Origin of the sequence: Arthrobacter sp. OV608 (assembly GCA_900110595.1) — a bacterium.
In the GTDB taxonomy this organism is placed as follows: Bacteria; Actinomycetota; Actinomycetes; order Actinomycetales; family Micrococcaceae; genus Arthrobacter.
Genome location: FOEZ01000028.1, coordinates 1 through 20,612, shown reverse-complemented (window position 1 = coordinate 20,612; position 20,612 = coordinate 1). Strand labels below are relative to the sequence as shown.

Below are 20,612 nucleotides of genomic sequence, written 5' to 3'. Positions count from 1 at the left end.
TGCAGCGGAGTCGCCCGGCGGAGGGGCGGGGGCGGCATCGGCGTCGTCGTCCTCCGCAGGTGTCTCCTCTATGTCGAGCAGCGCTTCGGTTCCGGCGGGGTCAGCCGAGGCCGCTACCAGCGCTTCGATTTGGGCGGGGATGTCACCGATGTTTTCGAAGGGGAGGGCCAGGGGCAGGGCGTTGGAGATGGTGTAGACGTCGTCCAGGCCCGTGGGGAGGAGGAGTTGGCGGGCCAGGAGCTTGGTGATGGCCCTGTTCACGACGTCGGAATCGCGGAGCGCGTCCTGTTGGCCTGCTGGCTGGTAATGCGTGACGAGGTCGGCGATTTCCTCGCGGGTGACGGTGGGGTCAGTCTGGGCTGTTACGTGCCGGTCCAGAAGCAGTCGCATGCGTAGCAGCACGATGGTCTCAACCCGGCTGAGCGCGCGCTGCTGCCGGAGAATGCTGGAACGGGCACTGCCCCCGATGGCGTCAGGGTCCACCGGGCGCAACACGGCGATCTTCCGTTCGTGGTCCAGCTGCATGGTGAGGAACAGTTCGGACAGGCGGCTGCGCAGGATCACTTGGTGATCCAGCAGGACCGTCCACAGCTTCTCGTCGCGGCCGCCGTCCACATAGGGGCCCTTCAGGAGTTTCACCAGCGCCTGCCGCACCTTCATGGAGAGCACACCCGTGTCGCCGGGGAAGAGGGCTGCACCGTCCACGAAGGTGTCGCGGGGGGTTACGGAGAAGGGATCGTGCCGGGTTTCGATGGGCTCACCCACCGGGACATCGGTTTCGGGGGTTTCGACGGACTCAGCTACCGGGGCGGCCGTCGTCGTCATCTCTTCAGTCATCGTCAATCCTTCGGGAGGGTGACCAGCGGCAGGTAGGCCCTGCGCGTGGTGCCGTCAATCTGTTCGAAGTCCAGGGCGTCCACCGCTTGGGTGTTGAAGGCGGCGCCGTCGTGCAGGGCGTGCGAGAGGAGCGCGCGGATGGTGTTGATGTGCTGCTCCTCCGGCGGCAGTTGCTGCCATGCCTCGGAAAGGGTGGATGCGCCGGCCATCGCGGACCGCACCACCTCCGGCTTGGCCTTGCCGGTCCTCGGCGAGCGCACGCGGTCCGAATCGCTGAAGGCGATGGGATCTGCCAGTTTGGGCGGGGCCGCGAACTCGTCCGGATCAAAGAGCTTCACCATGGACAGCGACTCGAATCCTGCGTTAAAGAGGACAGGCCCGCGCACCATTGCGGGACGTTCCCTTTCGTAAGGAAGGGAACGGATGACCTGCTCCGCTTCTCTCAGGACCTGGCGGAGCCGGACTGACTGGCGGAAGTCGTCGCTCTGGATGTACGTGTTGAGGCTTTCGCTGAGCTTGCCGTAAATCCGCTGGATCTGGCTGTGCTGCTGCCGGAGTTCGGCCACCAGGTTCTTCAGGGTCTCCCGGTCCTCCGCCGAAAGGTCGTCCGCGAACTGCCGGCTGAGGACCTCCCCGATGGCGGACCGGAAGCGCACCTGCTGCTGCGGGTCCTCCAGGAAAGCCGTGAAGGAACGGAAGGTCCGCCCCTCCGGGCTTTGGCGGAGCCGCTTGTCCGCCTCCAGGACCTGGGCCATGGTGGCGCCCTTGGTCAATGACTCCTCGATGATCTGGTTGCGCAGCCCGCCCACCAGTTCCTCGATCCGGTCACGCATCTTCTTGTAGTCAGCCGGCAGGCTGGCCGCGAGGTCCAGGATGTTCCCGGCAGCTTCCACGGCCTCGTCGTCATCTAGGAGGCCGTCGAACTCGCCCGTACTGATGTCCTGGATCAGCTGCTGGCGCTCCTCGATTTCCTCTTCCAGGGCCTCGAGCCGCGCGCTCTGGTCCGGGTTGGTCTCGTTCGCAAGCTTCTCCACGTCCCCGAGCAGCGTTCCCAGCCGGGAACCGTTGAGCGTGGACCGCTCACTGGACAGGCTGTCCAGGAACGCGAGCACGCGGGCCGCCGGCTCGGTGACCTCATAAACGATCTGGCCCGACTGGTTCCGCCGCGTCAGGAACTGCCGCCGCGTCCACTCATCGCCGAAAGCCTTCCCGTTGGCTCCCCCGCCCAGCCCGGGCTCCTGCCGGCGGAGCTCCTCAAGGAAGGAGTCGACGTCGGCATGGAATTCCTCGAGCGGCAGCTGGGGCCGGGTGCGGGTGAAGGATGCCTGCAGCACCGCGATAACCCAGGGTGCCGAGCGCGTCAGGGCCCAGGCAGGTCCTTTGGTGAGGAGTTCGAGGTCCCGGAGCCGGGCGCTGATGGCGTCAGCGGATGACCTGGCGGAGCGGGGCACACACTCTCCTTGGACTGTATATAGGGTTGGAAATAGGGCTGGGGCAGGGGCACGGAGGGAAAAGTGCCAACTACAAGGTTAACCCAGGCGCTCGAAACCCCCTCGTGACCTACTTCGCCGTAGTATTTCGATCCCATATCAAGACCCTCCCGGGCCGCCGCGGCTCTGGTCCGGCAGGCCCTTCCCCCCTACGCTCGTGCTACTGGCTTCAGGCCAAGCAACGTCGCAGCAGGGGGATTAATGCAGTTCGATCTAAGCTCGGTGGAAACCGCAACTTTGGTATTCATTGGAACGCTCGTCTTCGGTCTTGTCCTGGCCGCTTTCGTCCTGGCGGCAGGACTGGCAGCGCTGGTGCTGCTGGGCGCCGGGAAGCTCAGCTGGACAGTGGTTTCCAGGACACTGTTGGCCTTGGTCCATGGCATCAACACAGGCTGGGACCGGCTGGTGCACCACGCGGCCGCACTCGATACCGGCGGGGACTTTCAGGGGCAAACCGCCCCTAGCACCGGAACCTACCCGCGGGTAATCTTGAGAGACAGCTAAAGGGTTCTCCAACCCGGCGGATCCCGTGGCTACGAAAGCCATCCGGCCAAGGAGATAACCCATGAGCTCCGCCACTGACAGCCCCTCGCAAACCCGTTCTGCCACCGCAGGATCCACAACAGCAACAGACGCTCCCATCGACGACACCCCGGTTCCCGCCGGGAAAATCGGTGCGGGTGTCACGGCGGATGAGGCGCGCGCCGTTGCTGAAGCCGCCCGGGAAACCGGTTGGGAACGTCCGAGCTTCGCCAAGGGCCTCTACCTTGGCAGCTTCGATCTCACCCTGGTCCACCCCTGGCCCACACCGGACCCTGGGGATGTGGAACGGGGCGAGGCGTTTATGGCCCGGCTGACTGAGTACGCGCGCACCATGGACGGGCGGGTCATCGAGCGGGATGCCCGGATTCCGGACGAATACCTCAAGGATCTTGCGGAACTCGGGGTTTTTGGAATGAAGATCCCGGCGGAGTACGGCGGCCTGGGCCTGTCCTTGGTGTACTACGGCCGGGCGCTGGCGCTGCTGGGCAGCGTCCACCCAAGCCTCGGCGCCCTCCTTTCCGCACATCAGTCCATCGGGGTGCCGGAGCCTGTCAAAGTCTTCGGCACCGCGGCGCAGAAGCGGGAGTTCCTGCCGCGCTGCGCCGCCGGCGCCGTGACCGCATTCCTGCTGACCGAACCTGACGTGGGCAGCGATCCCGCCCGGATGGGCAGCACGGCAACGCCAACGGACGACGGCGAGGCGTACCTTCTGGAAGGCGTCAAACTGTGGACCACCAACGGTGTGATTGCCGAGCTGGTGGTGGTGATGGCCGTGGTGCCGGCCCACACGGACGCAGACGGCACCAGGCATAAGGGCGGCATCAGCGCGTTTGTTGTTGACATGGATTCGCCGGGCATCACTGTCGAAAACCGGAACGCATTCATGGGCCTGCGCGGCATCGAAAACGGTGTCACCCGCTTCCACCAGGTACGTGTCCCGGCCGCAAACCGCCTGGGCCGGGAGGGCCAGGGCCTGAAGATTGCGCTCACCACCCTGAACACGGGCAGGCTTTCCATCCCTGCCCTCTGCGTGGCGTCCGGCCGGTGGAGCCTGAAAATCGCGCGGGAATGGTCCAACGCGCGCACCCAGTGGGGCCGGCCGGTAGGCGAACATGAGGCCGTGGGCAAAAAGATCGCTTTTATCGCCGCATCCGCCTTCGCCCTCGACGCCGTCTTCGAGCTCTCCGCCGAGCTTGCCGACGCCGGCCAGAAAGACGTACGCATTGAAGCGGCGCTGGCCAAGCTCTGGTCCACGGAGATCAGCTGCCAAATTGCCGATGAACTGGTACAGATCCGCGGCGGACGCGGCTTCGAGACGGCGGAATCGCTGGCCGCGCGCGGGGAGCGTGCCGTGCCGGCCGAGCAGCAGCTGAGGGACCTTCGCATCAACAGGATTTTTGAGGGATCCTCCGAAATCATGCGGCTCCTCATTGCCCGGGAAGCGGTGGATGCGCACCTGGCCGCCGCGGGAGACCTGGCATCCCTGGAAGCAAGCCTGTCCGATAAGGCGAAGGCCGCCGTCGGCGCTTCCGGGTTCTACGCACGCTGGCTGCCCAAACTGGTGGCCGGGGCGGGCATGGACCCGCGCTCATACAGCGAATTCGGGCGCCTGGCCAAACACCTGCGCTTCGTGGAGCGCTCCTCCCGCAGGCTGGCCCGGCAGACGTTTTACGGGATGGGCCGCTGGCAGGCAAAGCTGGAACGCAAGCAGGCATTCCTTGGCCGCGTGGTGGACATCGGCGCTGAACTGTTCGCCATGACCGCTTGCTGCTCACGTGCAGAGATGCTGCTCCATACCGCGCCTGAAAAAGCCGCGAGCGCGTACGAGCTTGCGGAGGCGTACTGCGAGCAGGCCCGGGTGCGCGTGGAGGAGTACTTTGACCAGCTCTGGCGGAACACGGACGACGGCGACCACCGGCTTACCCGAAAGGTCCTCGCCGGAGATTACACCTGGCTCGAGGCAGGAGTGCTGGACCAGTCCGAAGGCACGGGCCCATGGATTGCCGATGCCTCCCCCGGCCCGTCCCGGCGGGAAAATCTGCACCGCAACTACCGCTGACCCGCGGGTCACGAAATAGTAAGCATCCTTGCTATCCCTGCGGGCCGATGGTTGAGTGGAGCCATGAGCAGCTCAACAGACCCAGAGAACCTGTCTCCGAGGCGGGGACGTGAGGACGCCGACCGAAACGGAAGCTATCGCGCCGCTTCGGCCGGCGACGATTCCACGCGCACCTTCGACCAAGTGCCCGCCAACGACGCGGGAACCACCTCCACCTACGAACAGGTGCCGGCGGCCCGCCATGACCGTTCTGCCTACGCCGAGCGGGATTATGTCCCTGCGGCACCGGCTCCTGCCGTTGATCCCAACCTGACCGACCGGCAGACGGCCGTTGCCCGCGAAAAGGAGCAGTTTGGCGGCATCAAGGCGGGCTCGGCGTTTTTTGGCTGGCTGACCGCCACTGGCATGGCAGTGCTCCTGACCGCCCTGGTGGCAGCAGCCGGAACAGCCGTGGGCCTTGCCACCAACACGGACGTCAATGAAGCGGTCAACCAGGCCGCCTCGAACAGCGGCACCGTTGGCCTGGTGGGCATCATTGTGCTGCTGGTCATCCTGTTCCTCTCCTACTACTGCGGCGGGTACGTGGCCGGACGCATGGCGCGGTTCAACGGAGCCAAGCAGGGCCTGATGGTGTGGATCTGGGCCCTGATCGTTGCGGTCCTGGTATCCATCCTGGGGCTGGTGCTCGGACAGCAGTTCAACGTGCTGGCCAACCTCAACAGCTTCCCGCGGATCCCCATTAACGAAGGCCAGCTCAACACCATGAGCATTGTCGCTGCCGTGGTGGTGGCCCTGGTAGCCCTGCTGGGGGCGGTGCTGGGCGGACTGGCGGGCATGCGGTTCCACCGCAGGGTGGACAAAGCAGGCTTCACCCCAGCAGAGGATTACGACGACGAGTAGTCAGGCCAGGATCGTGCCGTCCAGGTAGAACCAGCGGCCGTTTTCCCGCACGAACCGGCTCACCTCGTGCAGGACGCCGCGGTCACTGCCGGCCCGGAAGTAAGCCTTGAACTCCACCGTGCCCTCGACATCCAGCGGGCCGCCGCGGTCAGTGGCCACAATGTCCAGGCGCCGCCACTGCATCCCGGGGTCCAGGTCCAGTTGTTTCGGCGCTTCCGCCGGGTGCCAGGTATGCAGCAGATACCTTTCATCGAGGAGCACAAATGCGCTGTAGCGGGAGCGCATCAGCTGCTCAGCGGTGGCTGCTTCTGCCTTTCTGGAGTGGAACCTGCCACAGCACATGCCGTACTGCTCACCGGACAGGCACATGCAGTTCCTGCTATCTGTGTCTTCCGCCACCAGTGCTCCTGCCTCCCACTCCGGGCCGCGCCGCGCAGCCCAGGTTCCCCGTCCGACTATAGGCCCCGGGCCCTTGTCATATCGGATAACAGCTTTGAAACAACCACGCACCGGACCCCGGGTCCGGCGGCACGGCGCGGCAAAAATCCGTATGGTGGAGAAGGAGCCGATGTCCCTGCAGAGGGATGCCCGTGCGCGCACCACTGGGGGCAGAGAGGAGAGATGACGTGGAAAATCCGGATACGCTCATCCTCAACCTGACCTTTTTGGGCACCGTGGGAATGGCCTTCCTGATGTTCCTGGTCCTCTTCCTGCTGGGCGTCATCACCCTCGTCCTCGCCGGGATCGGCCGGCTGGCCGCCGTCACCCTGATGGCGGTGTTCGGCAGGCGCTCCCGCAGGGAAAGCTTGCCCCTCGTTCGCTTTGGCGGGCCATCTGAAGCAGAAACCTCTCACCCCAGCCGCCCCGTCCGCGACTGGCGTGCGCGGCTGAAGCTGCCACGCCTGCGAAAGGCGCTCCGCACCGCCGTCGTACGCCACCCGGCCCTGGCGGCCGCACGCCGTGAACCTCCCGTCCTGGCCGAGGACTGGGCCTCCGCCGTTGCCGAGGCGGACGCCCGGGCCATCGCGCGGGCGCGGGCAGCTGCACCGGAAATCAAACTTTCCGTACGCGACCTGCCTGACCCCCATGTTCCGGCTGAGAAGGTGGTGGAGGTCGCCCCGCTCGTCGAGTCCAAACTCGATGACCACCGGCATGCTTCCGTCCCCCGCTCGTTCAAGAAGCCGCAGGCTCCCCACCCGTTGGCGCCGCTGGATACCGGATCATTGGTGTCCCTGTCCGGCCCGGCGCAGGTCCTCAAGGACAGAACCGGGAACGGCAAACAGCCCTTACCCTGAGCAACCATCTGCGTTAGCGTGAAACCCATGGAATTCAGATACCTCGGAAACAGCGGTTTCAAAGTCTCGGAAATTACCTTCGGCAACTGGCTCACGCACGGCTCCCAGGTGGAGAACGACGTTGCCACCCAATGCGTGCGCGCCGCCCTCGACGCAGGCATCAGCACCTTTGACACGGCAGACGTCTACGCCAACACCGCTGCCGAAACCGTCCTTGGCGAAGCGCTGAAGGGCGAGCGCCGCGAATCCCTGGAGATCTTCACCAAGGTCTACGGCCCCACCGGCCCCAAGGGCAAAAACGATCTGGGGCTGTCCCGCAAGCACATCATGGAGTCGATCAACGGCTCGCTGCGCAGGCTCCAGACGGATTACGTGGACCTCTACCAGGCCCACCGCTACGACTTTGAAACCCCGATCGAAGAGACCATGCAGGCGTTCGCCGACATCGTCCGGCAGGGCAAGGCGCTGTACATCGGCGTCAGCGAGTGGACCGCGGAGCAGCTGCGCGCAGGCCACGCGCTGTCCAAGGAACTCGGCTTCCAGCTCATCTCCAACCAGCCGCAGTACTCCATGCTGTGGCGCGTCATCGAAGCCGAGGTGGTGCCGGCGTCGGAGGAGCTGGGGATCTCACAGATCGTCTGGTCCCCCATGGCCCAGGGCGTCCTCAGCGGCAAGTACCTGCCGGGCCAGCCGGCTCCTGAGGGCAGCCGCGCCACCGATGACAAGGGCGGAGCCAAGATGATCCAGCGCTGGATGCGTGACGACGTCCTGGCCGGCGTGCAGGAGCTGAAGCCCATCGCCGACGAAGCCGGGCTGTCCATGCCGCAGCTCGCCGTCGCCTGGGTGCTGCAGAACCCCAATGTGGCCTCCGCCATCATCGGCGCGTCCCGGCCCGAGCAGATCGCCGACAGTGTTGAGGCAGCAGGGGTGAGGTTGGAACCTGACGTCCTGAAGAAGATCGACGACGCCATCGGGTCCCTGGCCGAGCGCGATCCCGCGCAGACCAAGTCGCCTGCGGCACGCGAAGCCTAGGACTCCCGGTGACTGACGCCCTGGACCTGCCGGACCTTGCTGTCACTGGTTCCACCGGCGGCCTGGGCGGAATGGTGGCACGGCAGCTTGCCGCGGCCGGTTCCGCCCAGCGACTGCTGGTCCGCGACGCCGGCCGCGCGCCGGAGCTGGAGAACGCACCGCCCGTGGTTTGCAGCTATGGGGATTCCGCCGCTGCGCGGCAGGCCCTGGAAGGTGTGAAGGTCCTGTTTATGGTGTCCGCCGCGGAAACGGAGGACCGGGTGCAGCAGCACTACGCCTTTGTGGATGCCGCCGCCGAAGCGGGCGTGCAGCATGTGGTGTACACCTCGTTCTACGGCGCAGCCCCGGACGCCACCTTCACACTGGCCCGGGACCATTACGCCACGGAGCAGCGCATCGAGGGTTCCGGGATGGACTACACCTTCCTGCGGAACAACTTTTATATGGACTTCCTGCCGCTCCTGGCTGGCGAGGACGGCGTCATCCGCGGGCCCGCCGGGGACGGGCTGTTTTCCGCCGTTGCTCGGGAGGACATTGCCCGCAGTGCCGTAGCGGTGCTGCGGGATCCCGCCATTCACAAGGGCAGGACCTATAACCTGACGGGGCCTGAGGAGGTCACGATGGCCCAGGCAGCACGGGTCCTCACGGAAGGAACCGGGCGGACCATCACCTTCCACAACGAAACCGTGGAGGAAGCCTACGCATCCCGTGCCTCCTACGGGGCGCCGCACTGGCAGGTGGACGCTTGGGTAAGCACCTACACGGCAATGGCTGCCGGCGAGATGGCTGGAGTTTCCCCTGACATCCACGGGTTGACAGGGCAGGATCCGCTGACTGTGGCTGACTTCCTGAAGCAGCCCGTTCTGTAGCGCCCTTAAGCTGCGCAGGGTCCGCTGCGTTTTCCACACTTGGCGGAAACTTCGTTGACGGCCCGGCGGGGCCGGCGTAAACCTGAGGCAATGGGTGCTCTGCCTTACGGGAGCCCCAAGCCGCCGGAATCGCAGCCCAGCAGAATCGCAGCGCAATGACCCAGATCCAGCCAAACCCACAATCCACCCGCCCCGCTTCGGCCCCGGAACAGCAGGCGCAGGTCCCTGCCGGCCCTGCAGCAGGACCAACCACCGGACCCCTCACGCCGGAGGAACTCCAGTTGGGCGCCCGCAACCACTCGATGCCCCTGGAAGCCCTCCGCCGCGATATCACTCCCCCGGGACTGCACTATGTGCTCACCCACTTTGACATCCCGGACGTCGATTCCGCGTCGTGGCACCTGCGCGTGGGCGGCGCGGTGGAACGCGCGCTCGAGCTGAGCATGCCTGCCCTGCGCAAGGATCCCGCCATTACGGTGCCGGTCACCCTGGAGTGTGCGGGCAACGGCCGCTCGCTCCTGAAACCGCGCCCGCTCAGCCAGCCCTGGATCTTGGAGGGCGTGGGCACGGCGCACTGGACCGGCGTTCCGCTCGCCTATCTCCTCGGGAAGGCCGGCATCCTTCCGCACGCAGTGGAGGTGGTATTTACGGGTGCCGATGCCGGAATCCAGGGTGGCGTCACCCAGCGGTACGCGCGGAGCCTGCCGATCCGTGAGGCGATGCGTGCCGACGTCGTCCTCGCCTACAAAATGAATGGCAGCGAGCTGCCGCCCCAGCACGGCTACCCGCTCCGTCTGGTGGTCCCGGGCTGGTACGGCATGGCGAGCGTGAAGTGGCTGGAATCGATCGAGGTGGTCACCGCGCCCTTTGCCGGCTACCAGCAGCAGGTCGCGTACCGCTACCAGCAATCAGCAGACGACGACGGCACCCCCGTTTCGCGGATCAGGGTCCGTTCGTTGATGGTCCCGCCGGGCATCCCGGACTTTTTCACGCGCAACCGGGTGCTGCCGCCCGGACCCGTGATGCTGCAGGGCAGGGCATGGTCCGGGCACGCGGCTGTTACTGCTGTTGAGGTAGGGATCGACGGCACTTGGCTGCCTGCCCAGCTGGAAGAACCCGCCGGTGGTTTCGCCTGGCGTAAGTGGACCCTGCCATGGGTGGCGGATCCGGGCGAACATGAGCTCGCGTGCCGGGCCACGGATGCCAGCGGTGCGAGCCAGCCGCTGGGACAGAACTGGAATTACCAGGGACTGGGCAACAATATGGTGCAGCGGGTCAAAGTGACGGTGGAGTAGCCATTTGGCGTTGCCGGCCCCGTGAGCTTAGCGGGCGGGGCTATACTCGGTGCCAGCCATGACCAGCCTTCCTTCCGCCCCCGCCAGTGTCCGCATCGATGCCTGGCTGTGGGCGATCCGCGCCTACAAGACCCGCTCAGCAGCAACGGCCGCCTGCCGCGCAGGACACGTCCGCCTGAACGGCAGCCCAGCAAAAGCTTCTGCGACGCTGGTCAACGGGGATTCCGTCACAGTCCGGATGCCGGGTTACGAGCGGATCCTTGAAGTGCGCCGCCTGATCAACAAACGCGTGGGCGCGGAGGCCGCCTCCCACTGCTTCATCGACCACACGCCGCCTCGGCCCGTCGCCCCTGCGCTGGGCCTGCCGCAGCGCGACCGCGGCGCCGGCCGGCCCACCAAGAAGGACCGGCGCGAAATGGAACGCCTGCGCGGGCCTGCATGAGTGAGGGCGCTGCGGGCGGCCTGATCCTGGCCTCGGTCCGGTTTCCGGGAGACGCGGGGCTCTACGACGTCCGCATCCGGTCGGGCAGCGTGCGCTGGGTTGGTGTGGCCGGCATAGCAGCCGGTGGCGACCACGACATTGACGTGGACGGCCGTTATCTCATCCCGGGGTTGTGGGACGAGCACGTCCACATGACCCAGTGGGCCCTGCATGCCAACAGGATCGACCTCTCCTGTGCAGTCACCGCCCAGGCCGCTGCCGCCGTCGTCCGTTCATCCCTGTCCACCGCCGAGGCAGCCATGACCATGGTCGGCGTCGGCTTCCGCGATGCTCTGTGGCCGGATGCGCCGTCGCTGGAACTGCTGGATTCCGCCACCGGGAACCAGCCCACGGCACTGGTCAGCCACGACCTCCACAGCGTGTGGCTCAACTCGGCTGCCGCAGCGCGCTACGGGGTGCACGTGGACGCGTCCGGGCTGCTGCGCGAGGAACCTGCCTTCGCGCTGACGCGCGACCTGGGCCGCCTTCCCGACGCCGTGGTTGACGGCTGGGTTGCAGAGGCCGCACGGGCAGCCGCTGCACGTGGAGTGGTGGGTGTCGTGGATTTCGAGATGACGTGGAACCGGGATCCGTGGCTTCGGCGCATCGCCGGCGGCTTTGATTCCCTCCGTATTGATGCAGGCGTCTATCCGGCCGATCTTGAACGTGCCGTTGCCGGCGGCATGCGAACGGGTATGGATGTCGACGGCGGCAGAGGACTGCTGCGGGTCGGCCCGCTCAAGGTCCTCATCGACGGAGCCCTTAATACCCGGACGGCTTTTTGCGTGGATCCCTATCCTTTTGGCGGCCATGGCCTGCTGACCGTCGGCTTTGAGGAGTTGACTGCGCTGTTGATGCGGGCGGGGGAGGCCGGTTTTGTCCCCGCCGTCCACGCCATCGGTGACGCGGCCAACCAGGTTGCCCTCGATGCGTTTGAGCAGGCCGGGGTAGGCGGTCGGATCGAGCATGCGCAGTTTGTGCGCGGGGAGGATTTCGCCCGGTTCGGCCCGCTTGGGGTGGTGGCCAGTGTCCAGCCACTGCACGCGCTTGACGACAGGGACGCCGCAGACTCCAACTGGCCGGGGCGCACCGACCGCGCTTTTCCATTGCGCTCCCTGCTCGACGCCGGCGCCTCGCTGTTGCTGGGCTCGGACGCCCCCGTAGCGCCGCTTGAGCCCTGGCTGGCAATGTCGGCTGCCGTCTTGCGGGCACGTGATGACGGGCGGGAACCATGGCATCCGCGGGAGGCCATCACACGGGAGCAGGCACCTCTTGCCTCGACACGGGGACGGGCCGGCGTTCACGTCGGAGATCCCGCCGATTTTGTGCTGCTGGACGACGATCCACTCTCTGTTTCGGATGCCGTGTTTGCTGCTATGCCGGTGGCCGGGACGATGGTTGCCGGCCGTTTTACCTACGACGGCGGCCTGGCCCGGTCTTGAGGCAGGGCACCTTTTGCTGCCGTCCCTCTCGTTCGGGAGTCAGCCTCCGGCCCGGCTCCGCGCCTGTACCAGGTTGGCAAACGGCAGTTTCCCGAACTCATCCACGAAGGCAGCGTGGTACTCCGCCTCGGCCCTGTTCAGGAGTTCAGCGGGCAGTTCCTTCCAGGCGATCAGCAACTGCCCGGCGTTCTTCAGCTGCCAGACCAGGCGGCCGTCCCAGTGGCCCGGCGGTTTGCCCTGCCCGAAGTCCAGGAACTCCTGGACCTGCCGCCTTAGCCCGCGGTTGCCCTTGCTGCCCGGGCCGGCCTTGCCCACATAAAGGACGACGGCGCCCTCCACCCATGCGGCTTTCAGCTCCGGCTCCGGCAGCGACGGGTCCTTTTTCTTGAAGACCCCGGCGGTGCTCTTCTTCAGGAAATCCGGCTGGAATCCCTCTGGCGTCAGGATGGCGAAGATGCCCGTTCCCTGCGGCACCCGCATGGCGTCGAGTTCCTTGAACGGCCTGAAGCCCGTGAACCCGTCGTCTTTCAGGCCCTTCCTGGTGAACTGCATCCCTACATTGAACAGCATGGGCGTCGAGGCTCTGGCTGTTGATCCGCTGTGGACAGGCTTATCCACATAGCAAGGTTAGTAGCCGGGTTCTGTCTCACCCTGCTGGAAGACTTTGGTTATGGAAGCGATGGCGACGGCGGGGCAGCGGGAGGCGGCAAGCGGGCCTGGGCCTGTGGTTGCGGACGTCTTGCGCACCTTGTCTTTGGTCCGTCCCGCTGCTGACCGGCAAAGAATGATTGACCAGATGCGGGAGTTGGAGGACGTGAAGTCCGCGGCCGCTGCGAAGCAGGCGAGGATCGCCGTGGCCTACGACCTCGCAACCCGGCAGGAACAGGCCGCAGCCGGTGTGCCCGCGGATGAACTGGGCGCGGGGGTCGGAGCCGAAATTGCTCTGGCCCGGCGCGAGTCGCCGTCCCGTGGGGCCCGGTTGCTGGGTTTGGGGAAAGCCCTGGTTGAGATGCCCCACACCTTCGCGGCGCTGGAATCGGGCCAGTTGAACGAGTGGCGGGCCACCCTGGCGGTGAAGGAAACAGCCTGCCTGTCGGTCGAGGACCGGACCGCGGTGGATGAAGAGATCGCCGCTGATACCGGGACCTTGGCCGGCTGTGGTGACCGGGCCGTCATCGCCGCGGTGCGGGCTGCGGCGTACCGGCGCGACCCGCACTCAGTCGCCAGGCGCGCGAGCCATGCCGTGAATGAGCGGACCGTAACACTGCGTCCGGCTCCGGACACGATGACCCGCCTGACCGCCCTGCTCCCTGTGGCCCAGGGCGTGGCCGTCTACGCGGAGCTGACCCGCCACGCCGACGCCCTGAAGTCATCCGGCGATGAGCGCCCGAAGGGCAACATCATGGCCGACGGATTGGTCGAACGCGTCACCCGCACCCCTGGCGGCTACACAGGCATCGACCTCCAACTCGTCATGACCGACCGCACCCTCTTCCAAGGCGACAGCGAACCCGCACGCCTGGCTGGCTACGGCATCGTCCCCGGCGAATGGGCCAGAAAAGCCATCCGGGGTGAGCTGCTGGCAGATGCGGAGCCCACTGGCGGTGAAGCGACTGCCCAAGCAGCGGGCCTGGGATCAAATGGCGGTGTTAACGGGGGCACCGGAGACGTTGGTATTGGCCGCTCAGGCAGGCTGCCTTCGGTCGGCACCCCCGAAGGCAGAGAGTTGAACGTCTGGCTTCGCCGGCTCTACACCGCCCCCACCAGCGGCGAACTCGTCCGTATGGACTCCAGGGCCCGGCTCTTCCCGGCAGGACTCCGCCGGTTCGTCCAGGTACGGGATGACACCTGCCGCACCCCTTACTGCGACGCGCCCATCCGGCACCTGGACCACATCATCTCCTGGCACCATGACGGGCCAACCACCAGCACGAACGGCCAAGGCCTCTGCGAAACCTGCAACCACACCAAAGAAACACCAGGCTGGGCCGCAAAGACAATCACCCGGCAAGGACAAAGGCACTCAGTCGAAACAAGGACACCCACCGGACACACCTACCCCTCCACTGCACCACCGCTGCCAGGGACAGCCTTCCCAGGAGTTGTGGCCGTACCTGCCAAGAAGTCTTCCCGCCGTCGTAGGAGATTGAGGCGCCGGATGAAGGCCCTCAAACGTGCCCATAAGATCCGGTCCTGGGCGTGAGCGCATGGTGTCCAGCAGAAGGGAGACAGAACTTCCCCTGCCCACCCTCAAGCCCGGAAGCGTAGAGTGGCCTAAGACGCCTGTTTCTGGACGCCTTGCTGCTGAGGGAGAAATCGTGACGATTGATTGGGACGAAAAGAAAGCCCTGCTACAGGAACCGAACATCGCGAAGGTAACCCAGCTTTGCGACGAACTGATGGAAAAGAAGCCGGGCTCAACCGTCCCCTACATCGACCCGGTTCACGACGAGGATGAATGCCGGATAGTCAGCCTGCAGGTAAGCCCGGGAAAGGGCACCGAGTCCGGCTTCGTCTCGCACTACAACGATGACGAAGCCGCCCGCCGCGCCACCCAGATCTACGAGCTTGCTGAGCTCGATTCCCGCTACGTTATGCCTTGGAACGCCTACCCGTGGGTCCGTGACCCGGGGATGCCATCGGCATTGAGCGTGCAGGAAAAGACAGACGGCCTGCGGCCTTTCCGCCAGTTCCTCAAGATCAACTCCCGGGTGTCGGCCATCATCGCCCATGGCACGGACGCCGCCACCTTCCTGACCCTGTTCGAAAAGACCTACCACTCATCGCTGAAGAACAGCGGCATCAAGGTTTACAAGGCCACGGCCCTCGGGGGCCGGGCCTTTGCTGTCTCCGAAGCCAAACAGGAAGAGCTGCTGGCCAAGAACGTGGAGATCTACAAGGACGCCATGCAGCGGGCAGGCATCCAGCACCTCTGAACGGACAGCGCCAATGGATGTGCTCGATTGGCTGCTCGACGGCGATCCCGCCATCCGCTGGCAGGTCCTGCGCGACCTGGCGGATGCTTCGGCTGAGGACGTTCAGGCAGAGCGGGAGCGCATTGCCGACGACGGCTGGGCAGCCAGGCTTTTGGCCCTTCAGGGCACTGACGGTCAATGGGCCGGCGGCACGTACTGGCCCGCCGCCGATGACGATCCTGACGGCCAGCCGTGGACGGCGACCACGTACAGCCTGTTACTCCTAAGGGACTTTGGCCTGGATCCCGAGAGCCGGGGCGCCCGGCATGCCATCGAACTGGTCCGTGACAACAGCCGCTGGGAGGAAGGCAACCAACTCTTCTTCGACGGCGAAGTCGAACCGTGCATCAATGGCATGACGGTGGCATTGGGCGCCTTCTTCGGACAGAACGTGGACAAGGTGGCGGAGCGGCTAACCCGCGAACAACTGCCCGACGGCGGCTGGAACTGTGAAGCCGAACGAGGGTCCACCAGCTCGTCCTTCCACACCACCATCTGCGTCCTTGAGGGGCTTCTTGAATATGAGCGGGCCACTGGGGGAACACCTGAATCCCGCAAGGCCCGGCGTGGTGGGGAAGAATACCTGCTGGAGCGTGGGTTGCTGCGACGCAGATCCAGCCGTGAACTTATCAGCAGTGACTGGCTGCGGTTTTCCTACCCCACCCGCTGGTTCTACGACGTCCTCCGCGGGCTGGACTACTTCCGGGCCGCCGGCGGCACCCCGGACAAACGGATGGACGAGGCCATCGAAGCCGTGAGGTCCAAGGCGCAGCCGGACGGCCGGTGGCTGCTGGAGAACACCCACCCCGGCAAGGTCCACTTCGAGCTGGAAGACGGAGATGGACAACCAAGCCGGTGGAACACCCTCCGGGCCTTGCGCGTGCTTCGGTGGTACGAATCCGGCTGAGGCCGCTCAGCCTTCCATCAGCCTGCGGCGGTGCTTCAACTCCTTGACCCACGCCCTGGTGACCAGGTCAGGAAAGGGCGAGCCGCCGTCGTCGTTAGCTTTTGTCCCGGCTCCCTTCAATGCACGGAAAGCCGTCCCTGATTCCAGATCGGCGATCAGGGGGCCCGACGCCTTCAGGGCGATCTCGACTACGTGGGCGGCCGCGCGGTCGGTCAGTCCCAGCGCCGAGGCCCAGCCCAGGAACTGGCGGCGTGAGATCCCGGTCCGCTTTCCGCCAAGGGTCAGGGCAAGGGTTTTATCGCCGTAAACCACTGTCGAGGGAATGTCGTACACGGGTGCGATGGTCCACTCGCCGTGTGGCTGTTGGACCATTGATACGTTCTTTGCGTGCAGGTCTCCGTTGCCGGTCAGCCAGGCGTAGGCCCCTTGGATTGCCAGGTTCCGAAGCGCGGGAAGCGGCGCCGAGCAGTGGTCCGCGAGGGCGTGGCAAACCTGGCCGTACCCCACGTTGTACTTATCCGCCGGGTAAAGCTTCAGCACTTGGGCACCGTCCTCCACCGCGAGACGCTGCACGTCGCCGGGCCCGTTATCCGGAGATATGACAGGTCCGGGGACGCGGTCAAAGCGCTCAACCAGCAGTCCGGGCCGGCCGGCAACATCACGGATCAGCTGGACGGGGCTGAGCGGGATCCGAAGCTTCGCGGCGTAGCGGAACATCACGAACTCGTTCTCCACCACATGCGGGAACTCGGGTGCGTTGAGTTTGAGGATGTATTGGCGTCCCGTACTCGCCACAGGAACCGAAATCATTCCGGCGGAGAGTTTGTCCTGTACCCCCGCCAGGGCCACGGGGTCAATGAGGTCCGGATCGCCCAGCAGCTGGTCGAAGTCCAAAACGCGCTGCGGATCCAGCTGGACCGCATGTTCGTCCCGATTCAAGGATTCCCCATGCCCCACGATCTGCACATCTCCTACTGGATTGCCGCCGGCAGCGATCAGCAGGGACAGGTCATCGTCCGCACTGGTCTTAATGGAACGCCGCAGCGCGTTGAGGCGGCGGCCCTCCGGCAGCAGCCCGGTGAAATATGGCGGGGCGGCGCCGGCGGCAGAAAAGACAGGCTCGCTGATGAGCGGCAGGGAAGTGGCGACGGCGGGACCACCGCTTTGCAGGTAGGCGGGCAGATAGCTGAACTTGGTTCCGCCGTCGTGCCGTTCGAGCCGTGCGGCGAGGACTCCCGCTTTATAGATGTCCGCGATGCGGTGCCTCACGGCCTGTCCGCTCCTGGGCCTGCCGCGGCTCCACCCCTGGCGGCGGCATGGGTGCGGGTGACCAGTTGGAGCTCCAGGCCGAGCGTGTCCAGCAATGCCAGGAGTGAGTCGAGCTGAACACTCGGTTTGCCCTGTTCCACGAACCGGACGAACCGCTCAGACACTCCGGCCAGCTGGGCGAGATCGTGCTGCGTCAGCCGTAGGACGGCGCGGCGCGCCCGGACTTCGGCCGCAACGTGATCGGAAAAGGACGGTTTGATGGCAGACCTTTCTAGGCACGAACGTTCCGGTTGGCACTTTTCCCACACTCTACCGCCGCGCAGGCGCGAACAACAGGGACCGTATCGGCACGATCGTGCCGGGCAGGTATGCATGGAGTTGCAGGCCATATCGGCACCGTTCCGGCCCTCTGCAGCTGAATAACGGGAAGTCCGAACTACCAGCGACTTTTCAGGAGCAAGTGGGCATACTCGTAGGTAGCTGACCGGCGAAAGACCAGTTGAACCTTGACGTCCCATCCCAATCGTTCCCCACAGCCAGCATCCCCAGCGGAAGCTGCAGCCGCGGTACTGCCCCGGCTCCTGACGGCTGATCTGCTGCCATGACAGGATTTATTGATGGCCTCCTGAACATCAGCCCACTGGTGGCGTACATTGCGGTCTTCTGCCTGGTATTTGCCGAGGACGCATTCTTCATCGGATTCGTCATTCCAGGCGAGACTGCGGCCGTCCTGGGCGGAGTGGTAGCGAGCCGGGGCGAGGTCCAGCTGGGCATCATGATGGTCCTCGTGGTCGGCGCCGCCATCGTTGGCGACAGCGTCGGCTATGAGGTGGGCAAGCATCTGGGCACGCGCATCATGAGGGCAAAGGCGCTGCGCCGCCATTCCGGGAGGCTCGAGAACGCCCAGGACTTCCTCCGCCGCAGGGGCGGTTCCGCAGTTTTCCTGGGCCGATTCACCGCCTTCTTCCGGGCCGTTTTGCCCGCCCTGGCCGGCACGTCGCGAATGCCCTACGGCCGGTTCCTCGCTTACAACGCAGCGGGCGGGATTATCTGGGGCATCGGCTTCGTCCTTCTGGGTTTCCTCGCGGGCAATTCCTACGAGGCCATCGCCAAGGCAGCCGGCCGGGACCTCGCCGTCGTCGTTGCCATAGTGGCGGTAGCAGCCCTCATCGCATGGCACGTCCGCTCGCGACGGCGGCGGGAGCGGCGGCGTGCGGCCGGCCGGCGGCAGGAATAGGGAAGGCTTGACAGCAACTGTGACCAGTGCCATATTTAAGGCGTGAACCTGTCAGACAGCCGGACAGCAGGACAGCCTGCATCCCTTCCGCTCGCACGGCTTAGTGCTGCCGAAGCAGTGTTCAACGCTATCCGCCAGGACATCGAGTCCGGACGGCTGACAGTGGGCAGCAAGCTCAGTTCGGAAGCCACGCTTTCCCAGCAGTACGGCGTTAGCCGTTCGGTGATCCGGGAGGCGCTGCGCTCCTGCACCGCGCTGGGTCTCACGGTGACCAAAACGGGCAGGGGAACCTTCGTGGTCGCCAACAAGGTGGCCAATGATCTCACTCTGGGCCAGTATTCGGCCCGGGACCTGACCGAGGCACGTCCGCATATTGAGGTTCCCGCAGCCGGGCTGGCCGCGGAGCGCCGCAACGACGACGAGCTCGAAACCCTCCGGCACATCGTTGCCGCAATGGCCACGGAAACCGATCCCGAGTCCTGGGTTGCCCTGGACTCGAGCTTCCACGCCGCCATTGCCCGCGCCAGCGGCAACAAGGTATTCGCCAGCGTCGTGGCTGACATCCGCGACGCCCTGGCCCACCAGTCCGAGACACTGAACATGGTGGCCGACCGGCAGCACGCCTCGGATGTGGAACACCAGGAGATCCTGGCCGCCATCGAGGCCGGTTCCGCCGAAAAAGCGCGTGCCGCCATGGCCCGCCACCTTCAGGCCGTGGGCCTCGCCCTCGACTCTATTCTTAGCAACTAACCGCAACAAGCCTCCAAGGACCCCATGCCCTCCCCCGTATTTTCCGCTGCCCACACTGCCGTTTTGCTTCCCACGCACGAGCCCCTGGTTGCAGCCGTCCGTGACGGCCTCGTGGAAAGCGTGCACTATGGATCGGCGATCGCTGTTGCGGCAGACGGTTCAACGGCGGCCTCCGCGGGCGATCCCCTCACCCCGTTTTATCCCCGGTCCTCGCTCAAGCCACTTCAGGCCGTCGCCATGGTACGCGCCGGGCTCGAACTGCCGGCGGACCTCCTGGCCCTGGCCGCGGCCAGCCATTCCGGCGCGGCAGAGCACCGCGATGGGGCGCTGCGCATCCTCGAGCTGCATGGCCTGAGCGTCAATGACTTTGAGAACAGTGTGGACCTGCCGTACGGCGTGACCGAGCGTGAAGAATGGTTGCGGAACGGCGGCGGGGCCACCCAGCTCACCCAGAACTGCTCCGGCAAGCACGCAGCCATGGCAGCGACCTGCCTGATCAACGGCTGGCCGGTCCGGGGCTACCTGGACCCCTCCCACCCGTTGCAGCAACTGGTTGCCGGGACGGTCCTGGAGCTCACCGGTGAGGAGCCCTTCGCGCTCAGCACCGACGGCTGCGGCACGCCGCTCTTTGCCCTGACGCTGCGCGGTATGGCCCGCGCCTTCGGCCGCATCGCCCTCGCTGCCGCGGACGCTCTGGCCGGAGACGACGACGGCGGGCCTGCTTTCCAAAGTGCGGAAGCCGCCGTCGGACTCGCCATGCAGCGCCACCCTGGAATGGTGGCCGGGGAAGGTCGCGACGTCACCGGACTGATGCGCTTGCTTCCGGGCTCTGTGGCCAAGGACGGCTTCGAAGGCGTGCAGCTGGTGGGCCTGGCAGATGGCAGCGCCGTTGCCGTGAAGATTTCCGACGGCGGCGACCGTGCCCGCATGCCAGCCACCGTGAAACTCCTTGAGGCCATCGGCGTGGACGTCGAACCGCTCTCGGCGATCGCAACCTCCCCGGTTGTCGGGGGTGGCCGCCAAGTGGGCCTGCTGCAGGCAACCGACTTCCTGAACCAACCGTCCGTACCCGTCAACGAAGCCCTGTAAGGACACATGACTACCATCGAAACCGCCGTAAACACCGCAGCAACCGGTGTCCGGTCTGAGCATGATTTGCTGGGGGACCGGGATGTTCCGGCCGGGGCGTACTGGGGTGTGCACACGCTCCGGGCCGTGGAGAACTTTCCCA

At 65.7% G+C, this 20,612-nt stretch carries 20 protein-coding genes and 1 pseudogene; 15 read left to right on the top strand and 6 right to left on the bottom strand.

Going from position 1 to position 20,612, the window contains the following annotated elements:
- Window positions 1-30 precede the first annotated feature (30 nt).
- Together BMX78_RS21230 and BMX78_RS21225 are read right to left on the bottom strand one after the other, a co-directional pair.
- Window positions 31-837 (bottom strand): annotated as a pseudogene (locus tag BMX78_RS21230) (DUF4194 domain-containing protein); the annotation flags it as partial.
- 2 nt (window positions 838-839) lie between these two features.
- Entirely contained in the window at window positions 840-2,288 is a 1,449-nt protein-coding gene (locus BMX78_RS21225) for a DUF3375 family protein (RefSeq protein WP_091424159.1), read from the bottom strand.
- Between the two features lie 240 nt (window positions 2,289-2,528).
- Between BMX78_RS21225 and BMX78_RS21220 the strand changes: the two genes are divergently transcribed.
- From BMX78_RS21220 to BMX78_RS21210, 3 genes are all read left to right on the top strand, one after another.
- Window positions 2,529-2,831 (top strand): hypothetical protein, encoded by a 303-nt coding sequence (locus tag BMX78_RS21220; protein ID WP_091424156.1) that lies wholly within the window; start codon window positions 2,529-2,531, stop codon window positions 2,829-2,831.
- Window positions 2,832-2,892: 61 nt separating this feature from the next.
- The gene (locus BMX78_RS21215) at window positions 2,893-4,929 is read left to right on the top strand and encodes an acyl-CoA dehydrogenase family protein (protein ID WP_091424155.1); all 2,037 of its coding nucleotides are present in this window, start codon (window positions 2,893-2,895) and stop codon (window positions 4,927-4,929) included.
- A gap of 63 nt (window positions 4,930-4,992) precedes the next feature.
- The gene (locus BMX78_RS21210; protein WP_091424152.1) at window positions 4,993-5,829 is read left to right on the top strand and encodes a YrzE family protein; all 837 of its coding nucleotides are present in this window, start codon (window positions 4,993-4,995) and stop codon (window positions 5,827-5,829) included.
- Here BMX78_RS21210 and BMX78_RS21205 read toward each other — a convergent pair whose 3' ends face one another.
- Entirely contained in the window at window positions 5,830-6,198 is a 369-nt protein-coding gene (locus tag BMX78_RS21205) for a YchJ family protein (protein ID WP_091424150.1), read from the bottom strand.
- A 257-nt stretch (window positions 6,199-6,455) separates the two neighbouring features.
- Between BMX78_RS21205 and BMX78_RS21200 the strand changes: the two genes are divergently transcribed.
- The 6 genes from BMX78_RS21200 to BMX78_RS21175 all read left to right on the top strand — a co-directional run bounded on the left by BMX78_RS21200 (window position 6,456) and on the right by BMX78_RS21175 (window position 12,243).
- Entirely contained in the window at window positions 6,456-7,124 is a 669-nt protein-coding gene (locus BMX78_RS21200; RefSeq protein WP_091424148.1) for a hypothetical protein, read from the top strand.
- Window positions 7,125-7,151: 27 nt separating this feature from the next.
- Window positions 7,152-8,156 carry an aldo/keto reductase family protein gene (locus BMX78_RS21195; RefSeq protein WP_091424146.1) on the top strand — a complete coding sequence of 335 codons (1,005 nt, stop codon included), beginning with the start codon at window positions 7,152-7,154 and terminating at the stop codon, window positions 8,154-8,156.
- Between the two features lie 8 nt (window positions 8,157-8,164).
- Window positions 8,165-9,025 (top strand): SDR family oxidoreductase, encoded by an 861-nt coding sequence (locus BMX78_RS21190; RefSeq protein ID WP_091424143.1) that lies wholly within the window; start codon window positions 8,165-8,167, stop codon window positions 9,023-9,025.
- Between the two features lie 155 nt (window positions 9,026-9,180).
- Window positions 9,181-10,320, top strand: coding sequence for a sulfite oxidase (locus tag BMX78_RS21185; protein ID WP_091424140.1), 1,140 nt, complete (start codon window positions 9,181-9,183; stop codon window positions 10,318-10,320).
- Window positions 10,321-10,378: 58 nt separating this feature from the next.
- Window positions 10,379-10,762, top strand: a complete 384-nt coding sequence (locus BMX78_RS21180) for an RNA-binding S4 domain-containing protein (protein WP_091424138.1) — start codon at window positions 10,379-10,381, stop codon at window positions 10,760-10,762.
- A complete protein-coding gene (locus BMX78_RS21175) occupies window positions 10,759-12,243 on the top strand; it encodes an amidohydrolase (RefSeq protein WP_091424135.1) in 1,485 nt (494 codons plus the stop codon). Before BMX78_RS21180 ends, BMX78_RS21175 begins: the two co-directional genes overlap by 4 nt.
- A 39-nt stretch (window positions 12,244-12,282) precedes the next feature.
- Here the strand turns inward: BMX78_RS21175 and BMX78_RS21170 are convergent, their stop codons facing one another.
- A complete protein-coding gene (locus tag BMX78_RS21170) occupies window positions 12,283-12,795 on the bottom strand; it encodes a hypothetical protein (protein ID WP_091424196.1) in 513 nt (170 codons plus the stop codon).
- 127 nt (window positions 12,796-12,922) lie between these two features.
- On the opposite strand from BMX78_RS21170, the gene BMX78_RS21165 reads away from it, so the two are divergent.
- The 3 genes from BMX78_RS21165 (at window position 12,923) to BMX78_RS21155 (ending at window position 16,125) form a co-directional block, all read left to right on the top strand.
- Window positions 12,923-14,446, top strand: a complete 1,524-nt coding sequence (locus BMX78_RS21165) for an HNH endonuclease (RefSeq protein WP_502686318.1) — start codon at window positions 12,923-12,925, stop codon at window positions 14,444-14,446.
- 115 nt (window positions 14,447-14,561) lie between these two features.
- Window positions 14,562-15,179 (top strand): uracil-DNA glycosylase family protein, encoded by a 618-nt coding sequence (locus BMX78_RS21160; protein ID WP_050057302.1) that lies wholly within the window; start codon window positions 14,562-14,564, stop codon window positions 15,177-15,179.
- Window positions 15,180-15,192: 13 nt separating this feature from the next.
- The gene (locus BMX78_RS21155) at window positions 15,193-16,125 is read left to right on the top strand and encodes a hypothetical protein (protein WP_091424130.1); all 933 of its coding nucleotides are present in this window, start codon (window positions 15,193-15,195) and stop codon (window positions 16,123-16,125) included.
- A 6-nt stretch (window positions 16,126-16,131) separates the two neighbouring features.
- Here the strand turns inward: BMX78_RS21155 and BMX78_RS21150 are convergent, their stop codons facing one another.
- Together BMX78_RS21150 and BMX78_RS21145 are read right to left on the bottom strand one after the other, a co-directional pair.
- Window positions 16,132-17,394, bottom strand: coding sequence for a type II toxin-antitoxin system HipA family toxin (locus tag BMX78_RS21150; RefSeq protein ID WP_091424126.1), 1,263 nt, complete (start codon window positions 17,392-17,394; stop codon window positions 16,132-16,134).
- The gene (locus BMX78_RS21145; protein WP_091424195.1) at window positions 17,391-17,768 is read right to left on the bottom strand and encodes a type II toxin-antitoxin system Y4mF family antitoxin; all 378 of its coding nucleotides are present in this window, start codon (window positions 17,766-17,768) and stop codon (window positions 17,391-17,393) included. Before BMX78_RS21145 ends, BMX78_RS21150 begins: the two co-directional genes overlap by 4 nt.
- A 227-nt stretch (window positions 17,769-17,995) precedes the next feature.
- On the opposite strand from BMX78_RS21145, the gene BMX78_RS21140 reads away from it, so the two are divergent.
- The 3 genes from BMX78_RS21140 to BMX78_RS21130 are packed head-to-tail and all read left to right on the top strand — an operon-like array spanning window position 17,996 to window position 20,470.
- Window positions 17,996-18,631, top strand: a complete 636-nt coding sequence (locus BMX78_RS21140) for a DedA family protein (protein ID WP_091424123.1) — start codon at window positions 17,996-17,998, stop codon at window positions 18,629-18,631.
- 42 nt (window positions 18,632-18,673) lie between these two features.
- Window positions 18,674-19,381, top strand: coding sequence for a FadR/GntR family transcriptional regulator (locus BMX78_RS21135; RefSeq protein WP_091424121.1), 708 nt, complete (start codon window positions 18,674-18,676; stop codon window positions 19,379-19,381).
- Window positions 19,382-19,405: 24 nt separating this feature from the next.
- Window positions 19,406-20,470, top strand: a complete 1,065-nt coding sequence (locus BMX78_RS21130; protein WP_091424118.1) for an asparaginase — start codon at window positions 19,406-19,408, stop codon at window positions 20,468-20,470.
- The last annotated feature ends 142 nt before the right edge of the window (window positions 20,471-20,612 follow it).